General features: G+C 70.3%; 12 protein-coding genes and 1 pseudogene. 6 read left to right on the top strand and 7 right to left on the bottom strand.

Going from position 1 to position 16,527, the window contains the following annotated elements:
* Positions 1–37 precede the first annotated feature (37 nt).
* The 3 genes from ACFWJ8_RS07015 to ACFWJ8_RS07005 are packed head-to-tail and all read right to left on the bottom strand — an operon-like array spanning position 38 to position 6,146.
* The gene (locus ACFWJ8_RS07015) at positions 38–3,541 is read right to left on the bottom strand and encodes an error-prone DNA polymerase (protein WP_378810153.1); all 3,504 of its coding nucleotides are present in this window, start codon (positions 3,539–3,541) and stop codon (positions 38–40) included.
* Between the two features lie 54 nt (positions 3,542–3,595).
* Positions 3,596–5,329 (bottom strand): DNA polymerase Y family protein, encoded by a 1,734-nt coding sequence (locus ACFWJ8_RS07010; protein WP_378810152.1) that lies wholly within the window; start codon positions 5,327–5,329, stop codon positions 3,596–3,598.
* A gap of 1 nt (position 5,330) precedes the next feature.
* Entirely contained in the window at positions 5,331–6,146 is an 816-nt protein-coding gene (locus tag ACFWJ8_RS07005) for a hypothetical protein (RefSeq protein ID WP_378810150.1), read from the bottom strand.
* Between the two features lie 127 nt (positions 6,147–6,273).
* Between ACFWJ8_RS07005 and ppk2 the strand changes: the two genes are divergently transcribed.
* Positions 6,274–7,086, top strand: a complete 813-nt coding sequence (ppk2, locus tag ACFWJ8_RS07000) for a polyphosphate kinase 2 (protein WP_378810149.1) — start codon at positions 6,274–6,276, stop codon at positions 7,084–7,086.
* Positions 7,087–7,110: 24 nt separating this feature from the next.
* Here ppk2 and ACFWJ8_RS06995 read toward each other — a convergent pair whose 3' ends face one another.
* From ACFWJ8_RS06995 to ACFWJ8_RS06985, 3 genes are all read right to left on the bottom strand, one after another.
* Positions 7,111–7,608, bottom strand: a complete 498-nt coding sequence (locus ACFWJ8_RS06995; RefSeq protein WP_378810148.1) for an HNH endonuclease — start codon at positions 7,606–7,608, stop codon at positions 7,111–7,113.
* Between the two features lie 396 nt (positions 7,609–8,004).
* Entirely contained in the window at positions 8,005–8,910 is a 906-nt protein-coding gene (locus tag ACFWJ8_RS06990; protein ID WP_378810147.1) for a M23 family metallopeptidase, read from the bottom strand.
* 246 nt (positions 8,911–9,156) lie between these two features.
* Positions 9,157–9,858, bottom strand: a complete 702-nt coding sequence (locus tag ACFWJ8_RS06985) for a metal-dependent transcriptional regulator (RefSeq protein WP_378810145.1) — start codon at positions 9,856–9,858, stop codon at positions 9,157–9,159.
* 142 nt (positions 9,859–10,000) lie between these two features.
* On the opposite strand from ACFWJ8_RS06985, the gene serC reads away from it, so the two are divergent.
* Entirely contained in the window at positions 10,001–11,116 is a 1,116-nt protein-coding gene (gene serC / locus ACFWJ8_RS06980) for a phosphoserine transaminase (protein WP_378810144.1), read from the top strand.
* Positions 11,117–11,195: 79 nt separating this feature from the next.
* Here serC and ACFWJ8_RS06975 read toward each other — a convergent pair.
* Positions 11,196–11,819, bottom strand: a pseudogene (locus tag ACFWJ8_RS06975) (TetR/AcrR family transcriptional regulator); the annotation flags it as partial.
* A 224-nt stretch (positions 11,820–12,043) separates the two neighbouring features.
* Here ACFWJ8_RS06975 and ACFWJ8_RS06970 point away from each other — a divergent pair.
* From ACFWJ8_RS06970 to ACFWJ8_RS06955, 4 genes are all read left to right on the top strand, one after another.
* Positions 12,044–13,705 carry an ABC transporter substrate-binding protein gene (locus ACFWJ8_RS06970; RefSeq protein ID WP_378810142.1) on the top strand — a complete coding sequence of 554 codons (1,662 nt, stop codon included), beginning with the start codon at positions 12,044–12,046 and terminating at the stop codon, positions 13,703–13,705.
* Between the two features lie 111 nt (positions 13,706–13,816).
* Complete coding sequence (locus ACFWJ8_RS06965; protein WP_378810140.1) at positions 13,817–14,731, top strand: ABC transporter ATP-binding protein; 915 nt, start codon at positions 13,817–13,819, stop codon at positions 14,729–14,731.
* Positions 14,728–15,546 carry an ABC transporter ATP-binding protein gene (locus ACFWJ8_RS06960; RefSeq protein WP_378810138.1) on the top strand — a complete coding sequence of 273 codons (819 nt, stop codon included), beginning with the start codon at positions 14,728–14,730 and terminating at the stop codon, positions 15,544–15,546. The genes ACFWJ8_RS06965 and ACFWJ8_RS06960 overlap by 4 nt, the downstream gene beginning before the upstream one ends.
* A complete protein-coding gene (locus tag ACFWJ8_RS06955; RefSeq protein ID WP_378810136.1) occupies positions 15,543–16,526 on the top strand; it encodes an ABC transporter permease in 984 nt (327 codons plus the stop codon). The genes ACFWJ8_RS06960 and ACFWJ8_RS06955 overlap by 4 nt, the downstream gene beginning before the upstream one ends.
* Position 16,527: the final 1 nt, after the last annotated feature.

The following is a 16,527-nucleotide window of genomic DNA, read 5'->3' as shown; positions in this document are numbered from 1 at the left end:
CGGCATTCCCCGCGGAGAGTGCGCAGCCGGCCGCGGCTCACCGGAAGTCCCTCGCCCGGTGCTCCACGCCCACGCGCAGGTCTTCGAACGCGTCGGCGACGAGGTTCGTCACCCCCTCGACCGAGCGCTCCAGCAGACCGCGGACGATCAGCGCCGGCGAGTCCCGCACGACACGGCGGTAGCGGTTCCAGACGCCGATCGAGCACACGATGTTGACGAGGCCGTGCTCGTCCTCGAGGTTGATGAAGGTGATCCCGGATGCCGTCGCCGGGCGCTGCCGGTGCGTCACCAGTCCTGCCACCTCGACCCGGCGGCCGGTCTCATAGCTGCGCAGCTCGCGCGAGGTCAGGACCCCGCGCGCGTCGAGTCCGGAGCGGTAGTGGGTCAGCGGGTGGTCGTCGGTCGAGATGCCAGTGGCCCACAGGTCCGCCGCGAGACGCTCGTAGCTCGTCGGATCGGGGAACAGCGGCGGCTGCACGGCGATGAGGGAATCGGGGAGGAACTCGGGGCGGTCCTGCGCCGCCGATCCCGCCAGCCAGATCGCCTCGCGCCGGCTGACTCCCAGGCACTCGAACGCCCCCGCCGTCGCCAGCGCCTCGACCTGCGCGGCCGTGATGCTCGTGCGGCGCACCAGGTCACGCAGATCCCGGAACTCTCCCCCGCCCTCGCGCGCCGCGACGATCCGCTGCGCGACCGTCGCGCCGATGCCCTTCACCCCTGCCAGTCCCAGGCGCACCGCGAACCCGCCGTCTCGACGGTGCGCGGCCGATTCGTCCGGAGCCCCGAGGTCGAACGTCCCGACCGGCGGCTGATCGCGCTGCAGGCACGAATCCATTCCGGTCGTTGAGCGAGCGAAGCGAGACGAAACGCGGTCCGGCACGAGGTCGTCCGTGCACTCACTGCGTTTCGTCTCGGTCGCTGGCGCTCCCTCGCTCAACGACCGAGGCTCGGCAGCCACCGGCTCGAGCAGCGCCTCGACACCCGACGCATGCAGGTCGGGGCGGCGCACCTCGACGCCGTGGCGCCGCGCGTCGGCGGCCAGGGTGGCCGGGGAGTAGAAGCCCATCGGCTGCGCGCGCAGCAGACCGGCGAGGAACGCGCCCGGGTAGTGCAGCTTGATCCACGAGCTCGCGTACACGAGCAGAGCGAACGACAGCGAGTGCGACTCCGCGAACCCGAAGTTCGCGAACGCCTGGATCTTGGCGTAGATCGCGTCGGCCTCCTCGCCGACGAGGCCCTCCTTCTTCATTCCTGCGTACAGCTTCTTCTTCAGCGAATCGATGCGCTCGACCCCCCGCTTGGAGCCCATCGCCCGGCGCAGCAGGTCGGCGTCCTCGCCGGTGAGACCGCCGACGGCCATGCCCATCTGCATGAGCTGCTCCTGGAACACCGGGATGCCGAGCGTACGCTCCAGCACGGGCTCGAGCTTCGGGTGCGCATAGGTGACGGGCTCCTGCCCGAGCTTGCGCTTGACGAACGGATGCACCGCGCCGCCCTGGATCGGTCCGGGGCGGATGAGCGCGATCTCGATGACGAGGTCGTAGAACCGTCGTGGCTGCAGCCGCGGCAGCAGTCCCATCTGCGCGCGCGACTCGACCTGGAAGACCCCGATCGAGTCGGCGCGGCACAGCATGTCGTAGACCGCCTTCTCCTCCTTGGGGATGGTCGACAGCTCCCAGTCCTCGCCCGTCGAGGCGCGGATCATGTCGAAGCAGTACTGCAGGGCCGCCAGCATCCCGAGTCCCAAGAGGTCGAACTTGACCAGCCCCATCCAGGCGGCGTCGTCCTTGTCCCACTGGATCACGGTGCGGTTCTCCATGCGGGCGTGCTCGATCGGCACGACCTCGCCCACCGGCCGGTCGGTGAGCACCATGCCGCCGGAATGGATGCCGAGATGCCGAGGCGCCTTCAGCAGCTCGCCGGCGAACTCGAGCACCTGGTCGGGGATGTCATGCCCGGCACCGGTCTCGAGCAGCGCGCCCCAGCCCTCGATCTGCTTCGACCACGCGTCCTGCTGACCCGGCGAGTGACCGAGCGCCTTCGCCATGTCGCGGACGGCGTTCTTGGGCCGGTACTGGATGACGTTCGCGACCTGAGCCGCGCGGTCGCGTCCGTACTCCCGGTACACCCACTGGATGACCTCTTCGCGGCGGTCGGAGTCGAAGTCGACGTCGATGTCGGGCTCCTCCTCGCGCAGACTCGACAGGAACCGCTCGAACGGCAGGTCGTACCCGATCGCGTCGACCGCGGTGATGTCGAGCAGGTAGCAGATGGCGCTGTTGGCGGCGGACCCGCGCCCCTGGCAGAGGATGCCCCGGCTCCGGGCGAACTGCACGATGCCGTGGACGATCAGGAAGTAGCCGGGGAAGTCCTTCATCTCGATGACCCCGAGCTCCTTCTCGATGCGCGCGCGGTTCGCCTCGGTCAGGTTCGGGTACTTGCGCGGCACCGCCTCCCAGACCAGGTGCCGCAGCCAGGACATCGGCGTGTGCCCCTCGGGCACCTTCTGCTTCGGCAGCGCCGGCTTCGCCTTGCGCAACGGGAACTCGAGCTCGTCGGCGAGCGTCACGGTGCGCGCGACCGCATCGGGGAACCGCACGAACCGCTCCGCCATCTCGGCCCCCGACCGCAGGTGGGCGCCGGCGTGGGCGGGCAGCCAGCCGTCGAGCTCGTCCAGCCCCCGGTTCGCGCGCACCGCCGCGACCGCTGCGGCCAGCAGCTGCCGCTTCGGCACCGCGTAGTGCACGTTGTTCGTGGCCAGCAGCGGCAGGCCCCGCTCCCGCGCAAGTCCGGCCAGCACGTCGTTGTCACGGGAGTCGAGCGGGTTGCCGTGGTCGATGAGCTCGACGTGCACGGCGTCGCGGCCGAACAGCGTCACGAGCCGGTCGAGCTCGACGGCCGCGGCATCCGCCCCCGCCGTTCCGGACGCCGACGCCAGCGCACGCCTCACCGCCCCTTTGCGGCACCCGGTGAGCACGGCCCACTGGCCGTCGGCCTGTGCCGCCAGCTCGTCGAGGTCGTAGACCGGACGCCCCTTCTCAGCCCCCTGCAGCTGGGCGTGCGTGATCGCGCCCGCCAGCCGGTGATACCCCTCCTCGCCGCGGGCGAGCACGAGCAGGTGGTCGCCGACCGGGTCGGCCTCGCCGTTCTGCGGCTTCGGCAGCTCGAGCGAGAGCTCGGCACCGAACACGGTCTTCAGCTGCAGCGTCTCGGCCGCCTCGGCGAAGCGCACGATGCCGTAGAAGCCGTCGTGGTCAGTCACCGCCAGCGCGTGCAGTCCCAGACGCTCGGCCTCTTCTGCCAGCTCCTCGGGCGAGGACGCCCCGTCGAGGAACGAGTACGACGAGTGCGCGTGCAGCTCGGCGTACGGGATCGCGTCGATCGGGCGCTCGATCGCGGGGGCGACATACGGCCCCCGCTTGTGCGACCACGCCGGGCTGTCGCCGCCGTCCGCGCCCACCGGCGGGGCGTCCGGCCGGCGGCGGCCCGACAGCACGCGCTCCATCTCGGACCACGGCACCCCGGGGTTGTTGAAGCCCATCAGCGCCCCTTCGCCCGGTTGCTGAGCCTGTCGAAGCACAGGGACCGGGAGGATTCAGTCATACGTCGCCTCCGCGGTCCAGGCGTCGCCGTCGCACACGAGCAGCCAGGCTCCCCCGTCGGCGTCGACGACCTGGAACCGATGCGCACGGCGCGAGCGCGCGGCATCCCATCCCCGCTCCACCACCGGCCACGGCCCCGCCCAGGCCTCGATCGCCCGCCGCCGCCCGCTCTCGGTCAGGAACGCGGGCACCGCCGACACGGTTCCCCGCTCATCCACGTCGACGAGCTCGCCGCCGAGCGCGCGCACGTCGACCGGCACCGGGTCCGCGAACACCGTCGTCGGCAGCGGGTCGGGCAGGCTCCCGGGCCACGGCCGGGCCCGCTGTGCCGCGAGACCCCCCGCACCCGCGGCCCCGGGGGCACGCGCACCGGCCCGCCGGTCGCGCGCGTCCTTGTCGCCCCACGGCACGAGCACCTGCCGCTCGGCCAGCCACCGCCCGCCGCCGATCACGGGAGTGAGCACGCCGCGATGCCCCAGCATCGCCTGCACGCGTGACAGCGCGTGGTGCACGCGCTGCTCGGGACCCCCGCCGAACAGCGCGGGAGCGTGGTGGGATGCCGCATCCACCGCTTCGGGAGAGATCCGCACCAGCGCCACGCCGCTGCGCAGCCCGCGCTTCTCGGGGCCCCCGGGCTCGCCGGCGTCCCCCGCACCCACGTCCTCGGCGAGCTGCCAGCGCACGCGGTCGACGATCGCCGGCGCATCGAACGATCCGGGATGCAGCCACACCCGCTCGCTGCGCTCGCCCCGGTCGCCGACGAGCTCGACGCGCAGCTCGGTGCACACGAGGTCGATCGCACCGAGCCCCGCCACGAAGTCGTCGGCGGTGACACGCATCGCGAACGCCACCTGGTCGGCGATCTCCAGCGGCGGCTCGAAAGCGACCTCCCGCTGCAGCTCGGGCGGCGGGGTGCGCGGCTCGACAGGTCGCGAATCATGCCCAGCCGCCAGAGCATGGAGCCTCACCCCCCGCTCGCCGAACCGTTCGCGCACCCGGTCGGGGTGCATCTCGGCGAACCCGCCCAGGGTCTGCACCCCCAATCGCGCCAGCAGCCCGACGAGGTCGGCCGCCCCCTCCTTGCCGGACGCCCCGCCGGCCGCCGCATCGAGCACCGAGACCGACAGCGGCGCCAGGAATCCGGCCGCTCCCCCGGCCGGCACCACGAACACCGGATCGTCGGCGCTCGTGCCGCCGCGCGCCGCCTGCTCGGCGGTGAACGGCCCGTCGGCGATCCCCGCCCGCACCCCCTCGAGCCCCTGGTCGCGCAGCGCTGCGAGCAGCATGCGCGCCGCCTCGACCTCGCCGCCGTAGTACCGCGCCGGTCCGCGTGCGCGCAGCGCGCACAGTCCCGGCCGCACCAGCTGCACGCCGGGTGCGCGCTCCTCGATCAGCGCCACCACCGGTGCGAACGCGCGCTGGTCGCGCGCCGCGTCGGCCGCCACGACGGCGAGTCCCGGGCAGCGCGCCTGGGCGTCGCGCCGGCGCTGCCCGCGCCGCACCCCCTCCGCACGGGCCGGGGCCGAGCACGCGACGACGAGGTTGCGTTCGACGACGGCGAGGGGATGCCGCGCCACGGCGGCCGCGGCCCGCTCCCCACCGCCCCACGGACGTTCCCCGGTCTGGGAGGCCTTCTGCCCGGTCGCGCCGGCCTCCCTCTCCAGTGCCGTGACCGGCCAATCCGGGAACCACAGCACGAGGCTCCGGACCGGAGCCGTCGGCGCCATGTCACCCCACCGCCCTGATCGCAGAGCCGAGGACGTCGCCCGGGTCGGACACCGCGTCCGACCGCCGCGCCCCGACCGGATGCATCCGCTCAGGCGCGACGGAGACGTGGCCGGCGGCATCCGGAAGCATCACGCGGGCACGCCGAGACCGCGGCCACCGGCGGCTGGACGACGTGAGCGTCACCGCCCTGCCGGAGAGGTACCCATGGCCGCGGCCGACGCCCTCCCAGGCCGGTTCGCCCACATCGATCACCGCCTCCGCCTGCGGCCACGGCCCCTGCACCAGCAGCACGGCGCCGCGGTCGCGAAGCCGTGCCGCCAGACGCGCGACCTCACCGTCGGGCGCCCGCCCGGATGGCCGCACCGCGACCACCGGGAGCACCTCGGCCACGGTCGCGGTCACCGCGAGCCAGCGCGCGCCGGGATCGGGGATGAGCACGAGGCGCGACAGATCGACCCCCAGCCCCTCGGCCGCCTCGGCACCGAGCCGCGGCATCCCCAGCACCGCGCACCAGGAGCCCGCGCGCGAGGGCTGGGCCAGGAGCGCCAGGAGCAGGGACGTCGACCGCGGCACGGAGTAGGCCGATCCCGGACGCAGGCCGCCGCCCGGCAGCAGCGACGCCAGGGCGGGGTGCACCGGCAGCACCGGTGCGTCCAGCCGCCGGCCCTGCACCCTCTCGAGCTGGGCGCGCAGCCGCGCGACCGCGCCGGTCTGCCCCCCGTCCATGGCCTCGAGCGCGGCAGGCTCCCCGCCCGCCCGCTCCTGCACGACGGGCTCGTGCACATGCTGTGCCGTGAGCTGCACGATCGCCCCCATTCCCACAGGATAGAACAGATGTTCTATCCTTTCAATCACAGGACACGAGAGTACCGCCGGGTTCCGACAGTTATGTTCGAGCAATCGAACTCCCCCGGCCGCGACCTGACGTGTAGCCTCGGGTTCCATGAGCGAACCGCGGATCCCGAAGAAGGCATACGAGCGGGAGCTCCGCCGACTGCAGGCCCAGCTCGTCGACATGCAGGCGTGGGTGCAGTCCACCGGCGCCCGCATCGTGGTGATCTTCGAGGGACGGGATGCCGCCGGCAAGGGCTCCACGATCAAGCGCGTGTCGGAGTACATGAACCCCCGCGTGACCCGGATCGTCGCGCTGCCCACGCCGACCGAACGCGAGCGCAGCCAGTGGTACTTCCAGCGCTACGTGCCCCACCTGCCCGCGGCGGGCGAGATCGTGCTCATGGACCGCTCCTGGTACAACCGCGCCGGCGTGGAGCACGTCATGGGGTACTGCACGAACGCGGAGTACCACCGGTTCCTGCACCAGGCGCCGATCTTCGAGCGGATGCTCGTGGAGGACGGCATCCTCCTCCTGAAGTACTGGTTCAGCGTGTCGGACGTCGAGCAGGAGAACCGGTTCCGCTCACGCGCCGAGGACCCGATGCGCCGGTGGAAGCTCAGCCCGAACGACGTGCTGTCGATCACGAAGTGGGAGGACTACTCCCGCGCGAAGGACAGCATGTTCGTGCACACCGACATCCCCGAAGCGCCGTGGTACGAAGTGCCCTCCGTCGACAAGCGCCGCAGCCGAATCAACATGATGTCGCACCTGCTGTCGCGGATCCCCTACGAGATGGTCGAACGCGAGGATGTCGTCATCCCGCCGCGCGCGCCCGCCCGCGGCTACGAACGTCCGCCGCGCAACCTCGAGAACTACGTGCCCGACATCGCCGCCGAGCTCTTCGACGCTTCCGGAGACTGAGCCGGGAACATCGGCGACGTCGCCTCACGCCGCGAGCGTCAGATACGGCTCCCACCGCGGATCGGTGCGCTCGGTGCCTCGCACCGTCCACTGCACGCCGCGCGGCGGACGCGGGGTGAACCGCAGCTCCCAGTCCATCTCCTGCGGGGTGCGGTCGCCCTTGACGTTGTTGCACCGCAGGCAGCACGCCACGAGGTTCTCCCACGAGTCCGCACCGCCGCGCGAGCGCGGCAGCACGTGGTCGATCGTCGAGGCCGACTTGCCGCAGTAGGCGCAGTGGTGGTTGTCACGCCGCAGCACGCCCCGCCGCGTCACCGGCACGTGGCGTCCGCCCGGCACGCGCACGTAGCGGGTCAGGATGATCACGGCCGGGCGTTCATACGAGCGTCTGGTCCCCCACACCGGATCCATCTCGGTGTGCTCGATCACCGTCGCCTTCTCGTTCATGACGAGCACGAGGGCCCGTTTGAACGACACGACCGCGAGCGGCTCGTAACCTGCGTTCAGCACCAGTGTGCGCATTGATCATCCTCTCGAACGGCCGGAACGGCTTTCCGGTGATTCGAATCACATGACGATCAAGGGCTCAGGGGCATGAAAAAAGGCGCTGTCTCACAGACAGCGCCCACGCGCCACGGCAGTGCCGCGGCATCCACTCATGCAATGCCGAAGGACGAGCAATCCGAGCGCATCCATGGTTCGGATGCGTGGTGTGCAGCCCATCGGCTCCCTCCGCTCTCTCAGCGTCGGGTTTCAGGGTAACGCACCCTGCAGACACGAGGGCGATGCAGACCGTGAACGCCGCGTGGCGTGTCGAAGAACGATGCCCCGCGCCAGTGGCACGGGGCATCGTTCTGCTGTGTTGCAGATTCGGGGTTCGACAGGCTCAGGCTTCGACAGGCTCAGGCTTCGACAGGCTCAGCCGGCGTTGGCCTGCAGCCACGCCCACGGGTCGACGACCGAGCCGTTGATGTGGATCTCGAAGTGCGTGTGGCAGGCGGTCGAGCTGCCGGTGCTGCCGACGAGGCCGATGAGCTGACCTGCCTCGACCGTCTGGCCCACCGCGACCTGGCGCGAGCCGTACGTCATGTGGCCGTACAGCGAGTTGACGCGCTGACCGCCGAGGACGTGGTCGATCGAGACGGCGACGCCGTAGCCGCCGTAGCTCTCCTGCGAGACCTTCACGACGCCGGCGGCCGTCGCGTAGACGGGCTGGCCGCAGGGCGCGAGCAGGTCGACGCCCTGGTGGTAGCCCGAATCCCACAGGCCGCGGCCCTTGGTGAAGCTGAGGAGCGGCCAGCGCACCTCGCCGGTGCCTGGCGACGTGAGGGCGATGTTGGTGCCGACGGATGCCGCCGACGCACGCTTCGCCGCCTCGCGGGCCCGCTCGGCCGCCGCCTCGGCGGCCTTCTTCTTGTCGATCTCTTCGGCGGTGGTGGCCGAGTAGCTGTCGCGCGACAGCTCGGTGCTCGTCGAGTCGGATGCCGCCACGAAGGTCTGCGCGTCGTCCATGGCCATCTGCTGCAGCGTCACGGACTCGTCGCCGCTCTTGGCGGCGCCGGCGGCGAATGCCGGCAGCGCGACCGTCGCGACGAGACCGCCGACCATCGTCAGGATGACGAGGCTCCGCAGCGGCTTGGCGATGCGGCCCTTCTTCGCGGCCGGGCGCGTGGACGCGGACGTCGTCGCGGGAGCGGACTTCGCGGGCGCCGCGGAACTGCGCGAGCGTCTCGCGGGAGCGGTCTGGCGCGTGCGCGCGCGACGGGTCTGATGGGTCGCGTCGTGCTCGGGTTGGTTCGCGTGCGACTCGATCTCTTCAGCCAAACTGTCCTCCGGCGCCTCTGCGCCGGGGCGCCTGGCTCGTCGGGTGTGCGTGGGCGCAGATGTCGGGACACGCTGCGCGATTTCACCGCGGGGAGGACGAGCCGGAGAGGCGATCCACGCGGGGTCCGGTCGGCGGGCTTCTCGCCTGGTGGACTGTTCGAGGCTACCCGAAGGTCACGATTCTGTCACGCTACGCGCCTGGCAAACCTCTGGATGCCGGCCACCGAGGTGGCGGCATCCCCAGGATCAGCGGGTCTCGTCGACCAGGAAGATGTGCGATGCGAGCTCGACCGGGAGCTCGAGACCCTCGTCGCTGCCCTGCATCTGCACGAGGACGTACCCCTCGTTGAAGCGGTAGTCGCCGATCGCGCCGGGCACCACGCCCGCGCCCTTCAGCTGCTGCAGCAGCTCGGGGTCGACCTGCGCCGGCTCGGCGAGGCGGCGCACGGTGCCGGTGATGGGCTCGCCGGCGTCGTTGAGGCGGCGGACGAGGCCCACGACGCCCTGCTCGAACCCGTTCGCCGGCACGTCGCCCAGCTGGTCGAGGCCCGGGATCGGGTTGCCGTAGGGCGACTCGGTGGGGTGCCCGAGCAACTCGACGAGACGGCGCTCGACCTGCTCGCTCATGACGTGCTCCCACCGGCACGCCTCTTCGTGCACGTACGCCCAGTCCAGCCCGATGACATCCGACAGCAGACGCTCGGCGAGGCGGTGCTTGCGCATGACGTCGACGGCCTTCTGGCGGCCGGCGTCGGTCAGCTCGAGGGTGCGGTCCTCCGACACGACGACGAGACCGTCGCGCTCCATGCGGCCGATCGTCTGCGACACGGTCGGGCCCGAGTGGCCCAGGCGCTCCGAGATGCGGGCGCGGAGGGGCACGATGTTCTCCTCTTCGAGCTCGAGGATCGTGCGCAGGTACATCTCGGTCGTGTCGATCAGGTCGGTCATCGCGGTGTCCTCAGTTCTCAAGGGGCAAAGGCCAGCCTATCCTCTGCACCCGACACCGAGGCCGTGCGCGTCGGGCCGCACGGCAGGCGTCACCGCCCGTCACGCGGTCGGCGCCGACGCGGCGCGTCTCTAGAATCGACCCATGGCGCACATCGAGCTTCCCCGAGAGATCCTGCCCGCCGACGGACGCTTCGGGTGCGGCCCGTCGAAGATCATCCCCGCCCACCTCGACGCCCTCGCCGGGCGCGGCGCGGCCCTCATGGGCACGTCGCACCGCCAGGCTCCCGTCAAGGATCTCGTCGGCAGCGTCCGCGCCGGTCTGCGGGAGCTGTTCCGCGCCCCCAACGGGTATGAGGTCATCCTCGGCAACGGCGGCTCGACCGCGTTCTGGGACGCCGCGTCGTTCGGCCTCATCGAGAAGCGCGCGCAGAACCTGGTGTTCGGAGAGTTCGGCGGCAAGTTCGCCAAGGCGGCCGGCGCACCGTGGCTCGAAGCCCCCGACGTGCGCGAGGTGCCCGCCGGCACCCGCACCGTCGCCGAGGCCGTCGAGGGTGTCGACGTGTACGCGTGGCCGCACAACGAGACCTCTACGGGTGTGGCGGCACCGGTGCAGCGCGTCCGCGGCGACGACGGCGCGCTCACGGTCATCGACGCGACCAGCGCCGCGGGCGGCATCGACTTCTCGGTGCACGAGGCCGACGTCTACTACTTCGCGCCGCAGAAGAACCTCGGCTCGGACGGCGGCCTGTGGTTCGCGATCGTCTCGCCCGCGGCGGTCGAGCGCATCGAGCGCATCGCCGCGTCGGGCCGCTACATCCCCGAGTTCCTGAGCCTCAAGCAGGCGGTCGACAACTCGCGCCTCAACCAGACGCTCAACACCCCCGCGCTCGCGACGCTGTTCCTCCTCGACGAGCAGCTGTCGTGGATCAACGGCAACGGCGGGCTGCAGTGGGCGGACGCGCGCACCCGCGAGTCCTCGCAGGCGCTGTACGACTGGGCCGAGGCATCCTCGTACGCGACACCGTTCGTGGCCGACGCGGCCGATCGCTCCCCCGTCGTCGTGACGATCGACTTCGACGACGCGGTCGACGCCGCCGCGGTCGCCAAGAGCCTGCGCGCCAACGGCATCGTCGACACCGAGCCGTACCGCAAGCTCGGCCGCAACCAGCTGCGCATCGCGACGTTCGTGTCGATCGAGCCCGACGACGTGCGCCAGCTGATCCGCTGCATCGACTACACGGTCGAGCGTCTGGGCTGAGAAGACCTCGGAGGAGTGGATGCCGGGCGTCCCGGATACACGCTTCTAAGTTTTGGGCGCGGGGGGGCGGGTGGGCCCCCGGGGACGGGTGGGGGGCCCCCAACCCCCACCCCATAACCTCGATGGCGAACTCGGACGCGCGCGCGAGGTCGACGGCGTCGGGAGCGAGCAGCCACTGCACCTGCAGACCGTCCATGACGGCGAGGATGCTGGCCGACGCGAGGCCGACGGTCGCGGGCTCGGTGACGCCGCGCTCGGCGCACACGACCTCGAAGGCGTGGGCGACCTCGGAGCGCAGCGTGATGTACCGCTTCTCGAAGAACTCGCGGCCCGGGTGTCCGTCGGTCACCGACTCGGCCGACAGCACGGCGTACGCCTGCACGATGCCGGCGCGGTGGGCGTTGACGAACGCGGTGCGCACGAGGTGGCGGAACAGCGGCATCCCGTCGGGGATGTGCTGCTCTTCGAGATCGGCGACGTCCGTCTCGTCGCGATGCTGCAGCACCTCGATGAGGAGCTGGTCCTTCGAGCCGAAGTGATGGAGGATCCCGGCGTGGGTCATCCCCACCTGATCGGCGATCTCCTGGAGCGTCCCGCCGGCGAAGCCCTTGCTGCCGAAGATCTCCGCAGCGGCATCGAGGATCTCACGGCGTCGCACAAGCGTCTCCGGCCGTGAGCGCGGTTGCCGTCGCTGACCTGTCATCCGTGGACACCCCCTTCACTTTGTTCACATCTGCGGTGACTTACGCTTCGTGCGAACAGGGCTCGACTGCCCGTCTGGGAGTCTACGCACCACCCTGTTCGCGTCCTTGCAGGAGCCTACTTGCAAAAGTTACTTACTTGATTGTAAGTTGATCCGGCAATCACCTCTCGACGCCGTGGTCCGACCTTCGGTCACGCCGCCGAGCACACACCGAAGGAGTAGCAATGAGGCTCAGAACCTCCCTCGTCGCTGTCGGCCTCGCCGCGGCGATCACGTTGACCGGCTGCGCAGCCGGCAACAGCGGCGGCAACGACAAGCCCGAGGCCGGCGCGTCGCTGACGATCGCAAAGCCGGACGGCCCGATCACCACCGAGGGCAACAACCCCTGGGTGGGCGACTCGTCCGCGCTGAAGCTCGGCTACGCGAACGCGATCTACGAGCCGCTCGGGATCGTGAACCTCGCCGACCCCAGCTCCGACGTCGTGCCGTGGCTCGCGTCGGACATCACGTGGGCCGCCGACTACACCTCGGTTCAGCTGACGGCGCGCGAGGGCGTGAAGTGGAACGACGGCGAGGACTTCACCGCCGACGACATCGCGTTCACCTTCAACCTGATCAAGGACAACGCGGCGCTCGACACCAAGGCGCTGGGGATCACGGATGTCACCACGGACGGCGACGTCGTCACCCTGACGTTCACGAACCCGATGTTCGTCAAGCAGGACAAGGTCCTGCACACCCTGATCGTTCCCGAGCACATCTGGAAGGACGTCGACGACCCGACGACCTTCAGCGACGACGACGCCGTCGGAACCGGCCCGTACACGCTGACGAGCTTCTCGTCGCAGTCGGTCGAGCTGTCCGCGCGCGACGACTACTGGGGCGGCGAGCTGGCCGTGCCGACGCTGTACTACGTGTCGTACGCCGACAACACCGCGCTCACCACGGCGATGGCCAACGGCGACGCGGACTGGGCGCAGGCCTGGATCTCGAACGTCGACTCCGCGTTCCTCGACAAGGACAAGGAGCACAACGTCTACTGGCCGGCCGCCGGTCTCGCGGTGGACACGATGTTCGTCAACACCACGACCAAGCCGTTCAACGACGTCGCGTTCCGCAAGGCCGTGAACATGGTCATCGACCGCGCGAAGCACCAGGAGATCGCCCGCGAGGGCGGCGTCCCGGAGCTCACGTCGGTCACGGGTCTGGCACCCGGTGCCGGTGACGCGTTCGTCGCGCCGGAGTTCGAGGGCCAGGAGTACGAGGTCGACGTCGACGGCGCCAAGCAGGTGCTCACCGACGCCGGCTACACGTGGGACGGCGACAAGCTCGTCGACCCGTCGGGCGAGCCGGTCACCTTCACCCTCTCGGTGCCGCAGGGCTGGAACGACTACGTGACGGGCATCAGCCTGATCGCGGACTCGGTCAAGGAGCTCGGTGTGGAGGCAGCCGTCGACACGCCCGACGCCGACACTTGGTGGGCGGCCAAGGGCGAGGGCGACTTCCAGGCCATCCTGCACTGGACCGATGACGCGGCCACGCCGTACGACCTGTACAGCGACCAGATGGACGGCCGCTTCCTGAAGCCGATCGGCGAGGCCGCCGACTTCAACTTCGGCCGCTTCGACAACGCTGACGCCACCGCGGCGCTGGCGGAGTACGCCTCGACGACCGACGAGGCCGCCCGCACCGCGGCCCTCGACAAGATCGAGAAGATCTTCGTCGACCAGGTCCCGGCGATGCCGATCGGCACGCGCCCGTCGATCGCCGAGTTCAACACCCGCAACTACGTCGGCTGGCCGAGCGAGGACGACCCGTACGTCCCGGCCGACCCGACGAAGCCGTGGTCTGTGCTCATCCTGACGAAGCTCCAGCCCGCGAGCTGAGTTCGAGTCGAAATTGCAGGGGCTGGGCCCTCACGGCTCAGCCCCTGCTTTTCTCTGGTCGCCTTTCGGCAGACCGCCCCACCCTGCACCCGAATCCCGAACAATCGAGACATGACCGAAGACGTTCTGCTGACGATCTCCGACTTCAGCGTCACCTACGACGTCGACCCGCCCGTCGAGGCGGTGCGCGACGTCTCGCTGCAACTGAAGCGCGGTGAGATCCTGGGCCTGGCCGGCGAATCCGGTTCCGGCAAGACCACGCTGGCCTACGGCATCCAGCGACTCCTCAAGCCCCCGGCCGTCATCACCGGCGGCTCCGCACTCTTCCGCGACGCCTCGGGCGAGCTCATCGACATCGGCGCGCTGAGCGACGACGAGATGCGCCGCTTCCGCTGGGACAAGGCCTCGATGGTCTTCCAGGGCGCGATGAACGCGCTCAACCCCGTCATCAACATCGGCCGCCAGCTCGGTGACGTGTTCGTCGCGCACCGACCCGAGATGTCGCGCGCGGAGCGCACCCAGCGCTGCGGCGACCTGCTCGACATGGTCGGCGTCGGCCGGGACCGGCTGAAGTCGTTCCCCCACGAGCTGTCGGGCGGCATGCGCCAGCGCGTCATGATCGCGATGGCCCTCGCCCTGCACCCGCAGCTCATGATCATGGACGAGCCCACCACGGCACTCGACGTGCTGGTGCAGCGCGACATCCTCCGTCAGATCTCTGACCTGCGTCGCGAGTTCGGATTCTCGGTCGTCTTCATCACCCACGACCTCCCCCTGCTGCTGGAGATCTCGGACCGCATCGCCGTCATGCGCCACGGCAAGATCGTCGAGCTCGACACGGCCGAGAACATCTACCGCGACCCGCAGCACGAGTACACCCGCCGACTGCTCTCGTCGTTCCCCAGCCTCACCGGCGAACGCGGCGACTTCGTGCGGGGCACGCAGGGCGAGGGGGATGCCGCGAGCCCGGCACCCGCGTCCGCCGAAGCCGTGCCCGCCGGCGCCGAGACGGAGGTCTCCGCATGACGAACCTCGAGTTCCGCAACGTGTCCATGCGCTACCGCGTGCGAGGGGCCGGCAAGATGCTGGCGCTCGACGACGTGAGCTTCACGCTCCACAGCGGTCAGACGATCGCCCTGGTCGGCCAGTCCGGCAGCGGCAAGTCGACGATCGCGAAGATCATCACGCAGCTGGAGCGCCAGACCGAGGGCGACGTGCTGCTCGACGGCGTGCCGATCCCGCGCCGGGGTCGTGCGCTGCGCCGCTACCGGCAGCAGGTTCGCATGGTCTTCCAGGACCCGTTCGCCTCGCTGAACCCGTACCACACCATCCGTCATCACATCGAGCGCCCGCTGCGCCTCGACAAGATCGTGCCCGCGGCCGACATCGAGGCCGAGGTGCGCCGCCTGCTCGAGCGCGTGCGGCTGGATCCCGACGCCACGATCGACCGTCGCCCGCATGAGCTGTCGGGCGGCCAGCGTCAGCGCGTCGCCATCGCGCGCGCGCTGGCCTCCCGCCCGAGCCTGCTGATCGCCGACGAGCCGGTCTCGATGCTGGACGTCTCGATCCGCCTCGGCGTGCTGAACCTGCTCGCCGACCTGCAGCGCGAGTCGAACCTCGGCGTGCTCTACATCACGCACGACCTCGCCACGGCCCGCCATTTCAGCGACGAGATCATGGTGCTCAACCGCGGCAAGGTCGTCGAGCGCGGCCCGGCCGACGACGTGATCCTGAACCCTCAGGACGACTACACGCGACGGCTGCGCAACGCCTCCCCCGATCCCGACCGCCACTTCGGCGGCCACGACAAGGCCGCCGCCACCGAAGGAGTCTCAGCATGAGGTTCTGGCTGCGACGCACCGTCTTCTACCTGTTCACGGCCTGGGCCGCGATCACCATCAACTTCCTCCTGCCCCGCATGATGAAGGGCGACCCGGTCTCGGCGTACATCGCCAAGAACCAGGGCAAGATCAGCCCCGAGGCCGCCGATGCCCTGCGCACCCTGTTCGGGCTCGACGAGAACACGACGATCTGGCAGCAGTACATCGACTACTGGAAGCTGCTGCTCAGCGGCGACCTCGGCCGGTCGTTCTCGCACGGCCTGAGCCCGGTGACCGATGTCATCGCCAGCGCGCTCCCCTGGACGATCGGCCTCGTGGGCCTGGCGACGATCATCTCGTTCGTTCTCGGCACCGCGGTCGGCGCCTGGATCGGCTGGCGCCGAGGCCGCGCGACCGACGGCATCATCCCCGTCGCGACGTTCTTCTCGACGGTCCCGTACTTCTGGATGGGACTCATCGCGATCGCGGTCTTCTCGTCGACGCTGAAGTGGTTCCCCGCATCCCACGCTTACGGCAAGGGCACGCACCCCGGCTTCACGCCCGAGTTCATCGGCGAGGTCGTGTACTACGGCGCGCTGCCGGCGATCACCATCGTGATCGCGTCCCTCGGCGGCTGGATCCTCGGCATGCGCAACATGATGATCACCGTCCTCGACGAGGACTACGTCACGGTCGCGCAGGCGAAGGGCCTGTCGAACCGCACCGTCGTCACGACCTACGCGGCGCGCAACGCCATGCTGCCCCAGCTGTCGAGCTTCGCCCTCGCCCTCGGGTTCATCGTCGGCGGCACGCTCGTCATGGAGCTCGTGTTCTCGTACCCGGGCATCGGCAAGCTGCTGCTGGACGCCACCAATGCGAAGGACTACCCGCTCATGCAGGGCGTCTTCCTCGTGATCACCCTCGCGGTGCTGGTCGCGAACATCATCGCCGACATCGCGTACATCATCCTGGACCCGCGCGCCCGTCAGATGGAGGCCTGAC

It is taken from the genome of Microbacterium sp. NPDC058389 (genome assembly GCF_042722305.1).
GTDB lineage: Bacteria > Actinomycetota > Actinomycetes > Actinomycetales > Microbacteriaceae > Microbacterium.
Note: the sequence above shows the minus strand (reverse complement) of the source record. Positions and strands in the feature narration are given on the sequence as shown.

Excerpts from the sequence above, each read along its gene's own strand:
- ppk2 (WP_378810149.1), top strand. The coding sequence starts at position 6,274 with ATGAGCGAACCGCGGATCCCGAAGAAGGCATACGAGCGGGAGCTCCGC.
- serC (WP_378810144.1), top strand. The coding sequence starts at position 10,001 with ATGGCGCACATCGAGCTTCCCCGAGAGATCCTGCCCGCCGACGGACGC.
- ACFWJ8_RS06995 (WP_378810148.1), bottom strand. The coding sequence starts at position 7,608 with ATGCGCACACTGGTGCTGAACGCAGGTTACGAGCCGCTCGCGGTCGTG.
- ACFWJ8_RS06970 (WP_378810142.1), top strand. The coding sequence starts at position 12,044 with ATGAGGCTCAGAACCTCCCTCGTCGCTGTCGGCCTCGCCGCGGCGATC.
- ACFWJ8_RS07015 (WP_378810153.1), bottom strand. The coding sequence starts at position 3,541 with ATGGGCTTCAACAACCCCGGGGTGCCGTGGTCCGAGATGGAGCGCGTG.
- ACFWJ8_RS06965 (WP_378810140.1), top strand. The coding sequence starts at position 13,817 with ATGACCGAAGACGTTCTGCTGACGATCTCCGACTTCAGCGTCACCTAC.
- ACFWJ8_RS06955 (WP_378810136.1), top strand. The coding sequence starts at position 15,543 with ATGAGGTTCTGGCTGCGACGCACCGTCTTCTACCTGTTCACGGCCTGG.
- ACFWJ8_RS07005 (WP_378810150.1), bottom strand. The coding sequence starts at position 6,146 with ATGGGGGCGATCGTGCAGCTCACGGCACAGCATGTGCACGAGCCCGTC.
- ACFWJ8_RS06960 (WP_378810138.1), top strand. The coding sequence starts at position 14,728 with ATGACGAACCTCGAGTTCCGCAACGTGTCCATGCGCTACCGCGTGCGA.
- ACFWJ8_RS07010 (WP_378810152.1), bottom strand. The coding sequence starts at position 5,329 with ATGGCGCCGACGGCTCCGGTCCGGAGCCTCGTGCTGTGGTTCCCGGAT.
- ACFWJ8_RS06985 (WP_378810145.1), bottom strand. The coding sequence starts at position 9,858 with ATGACCGACCTGATCGACACGACCGAGATGTACCTGCGCACGATCCTC.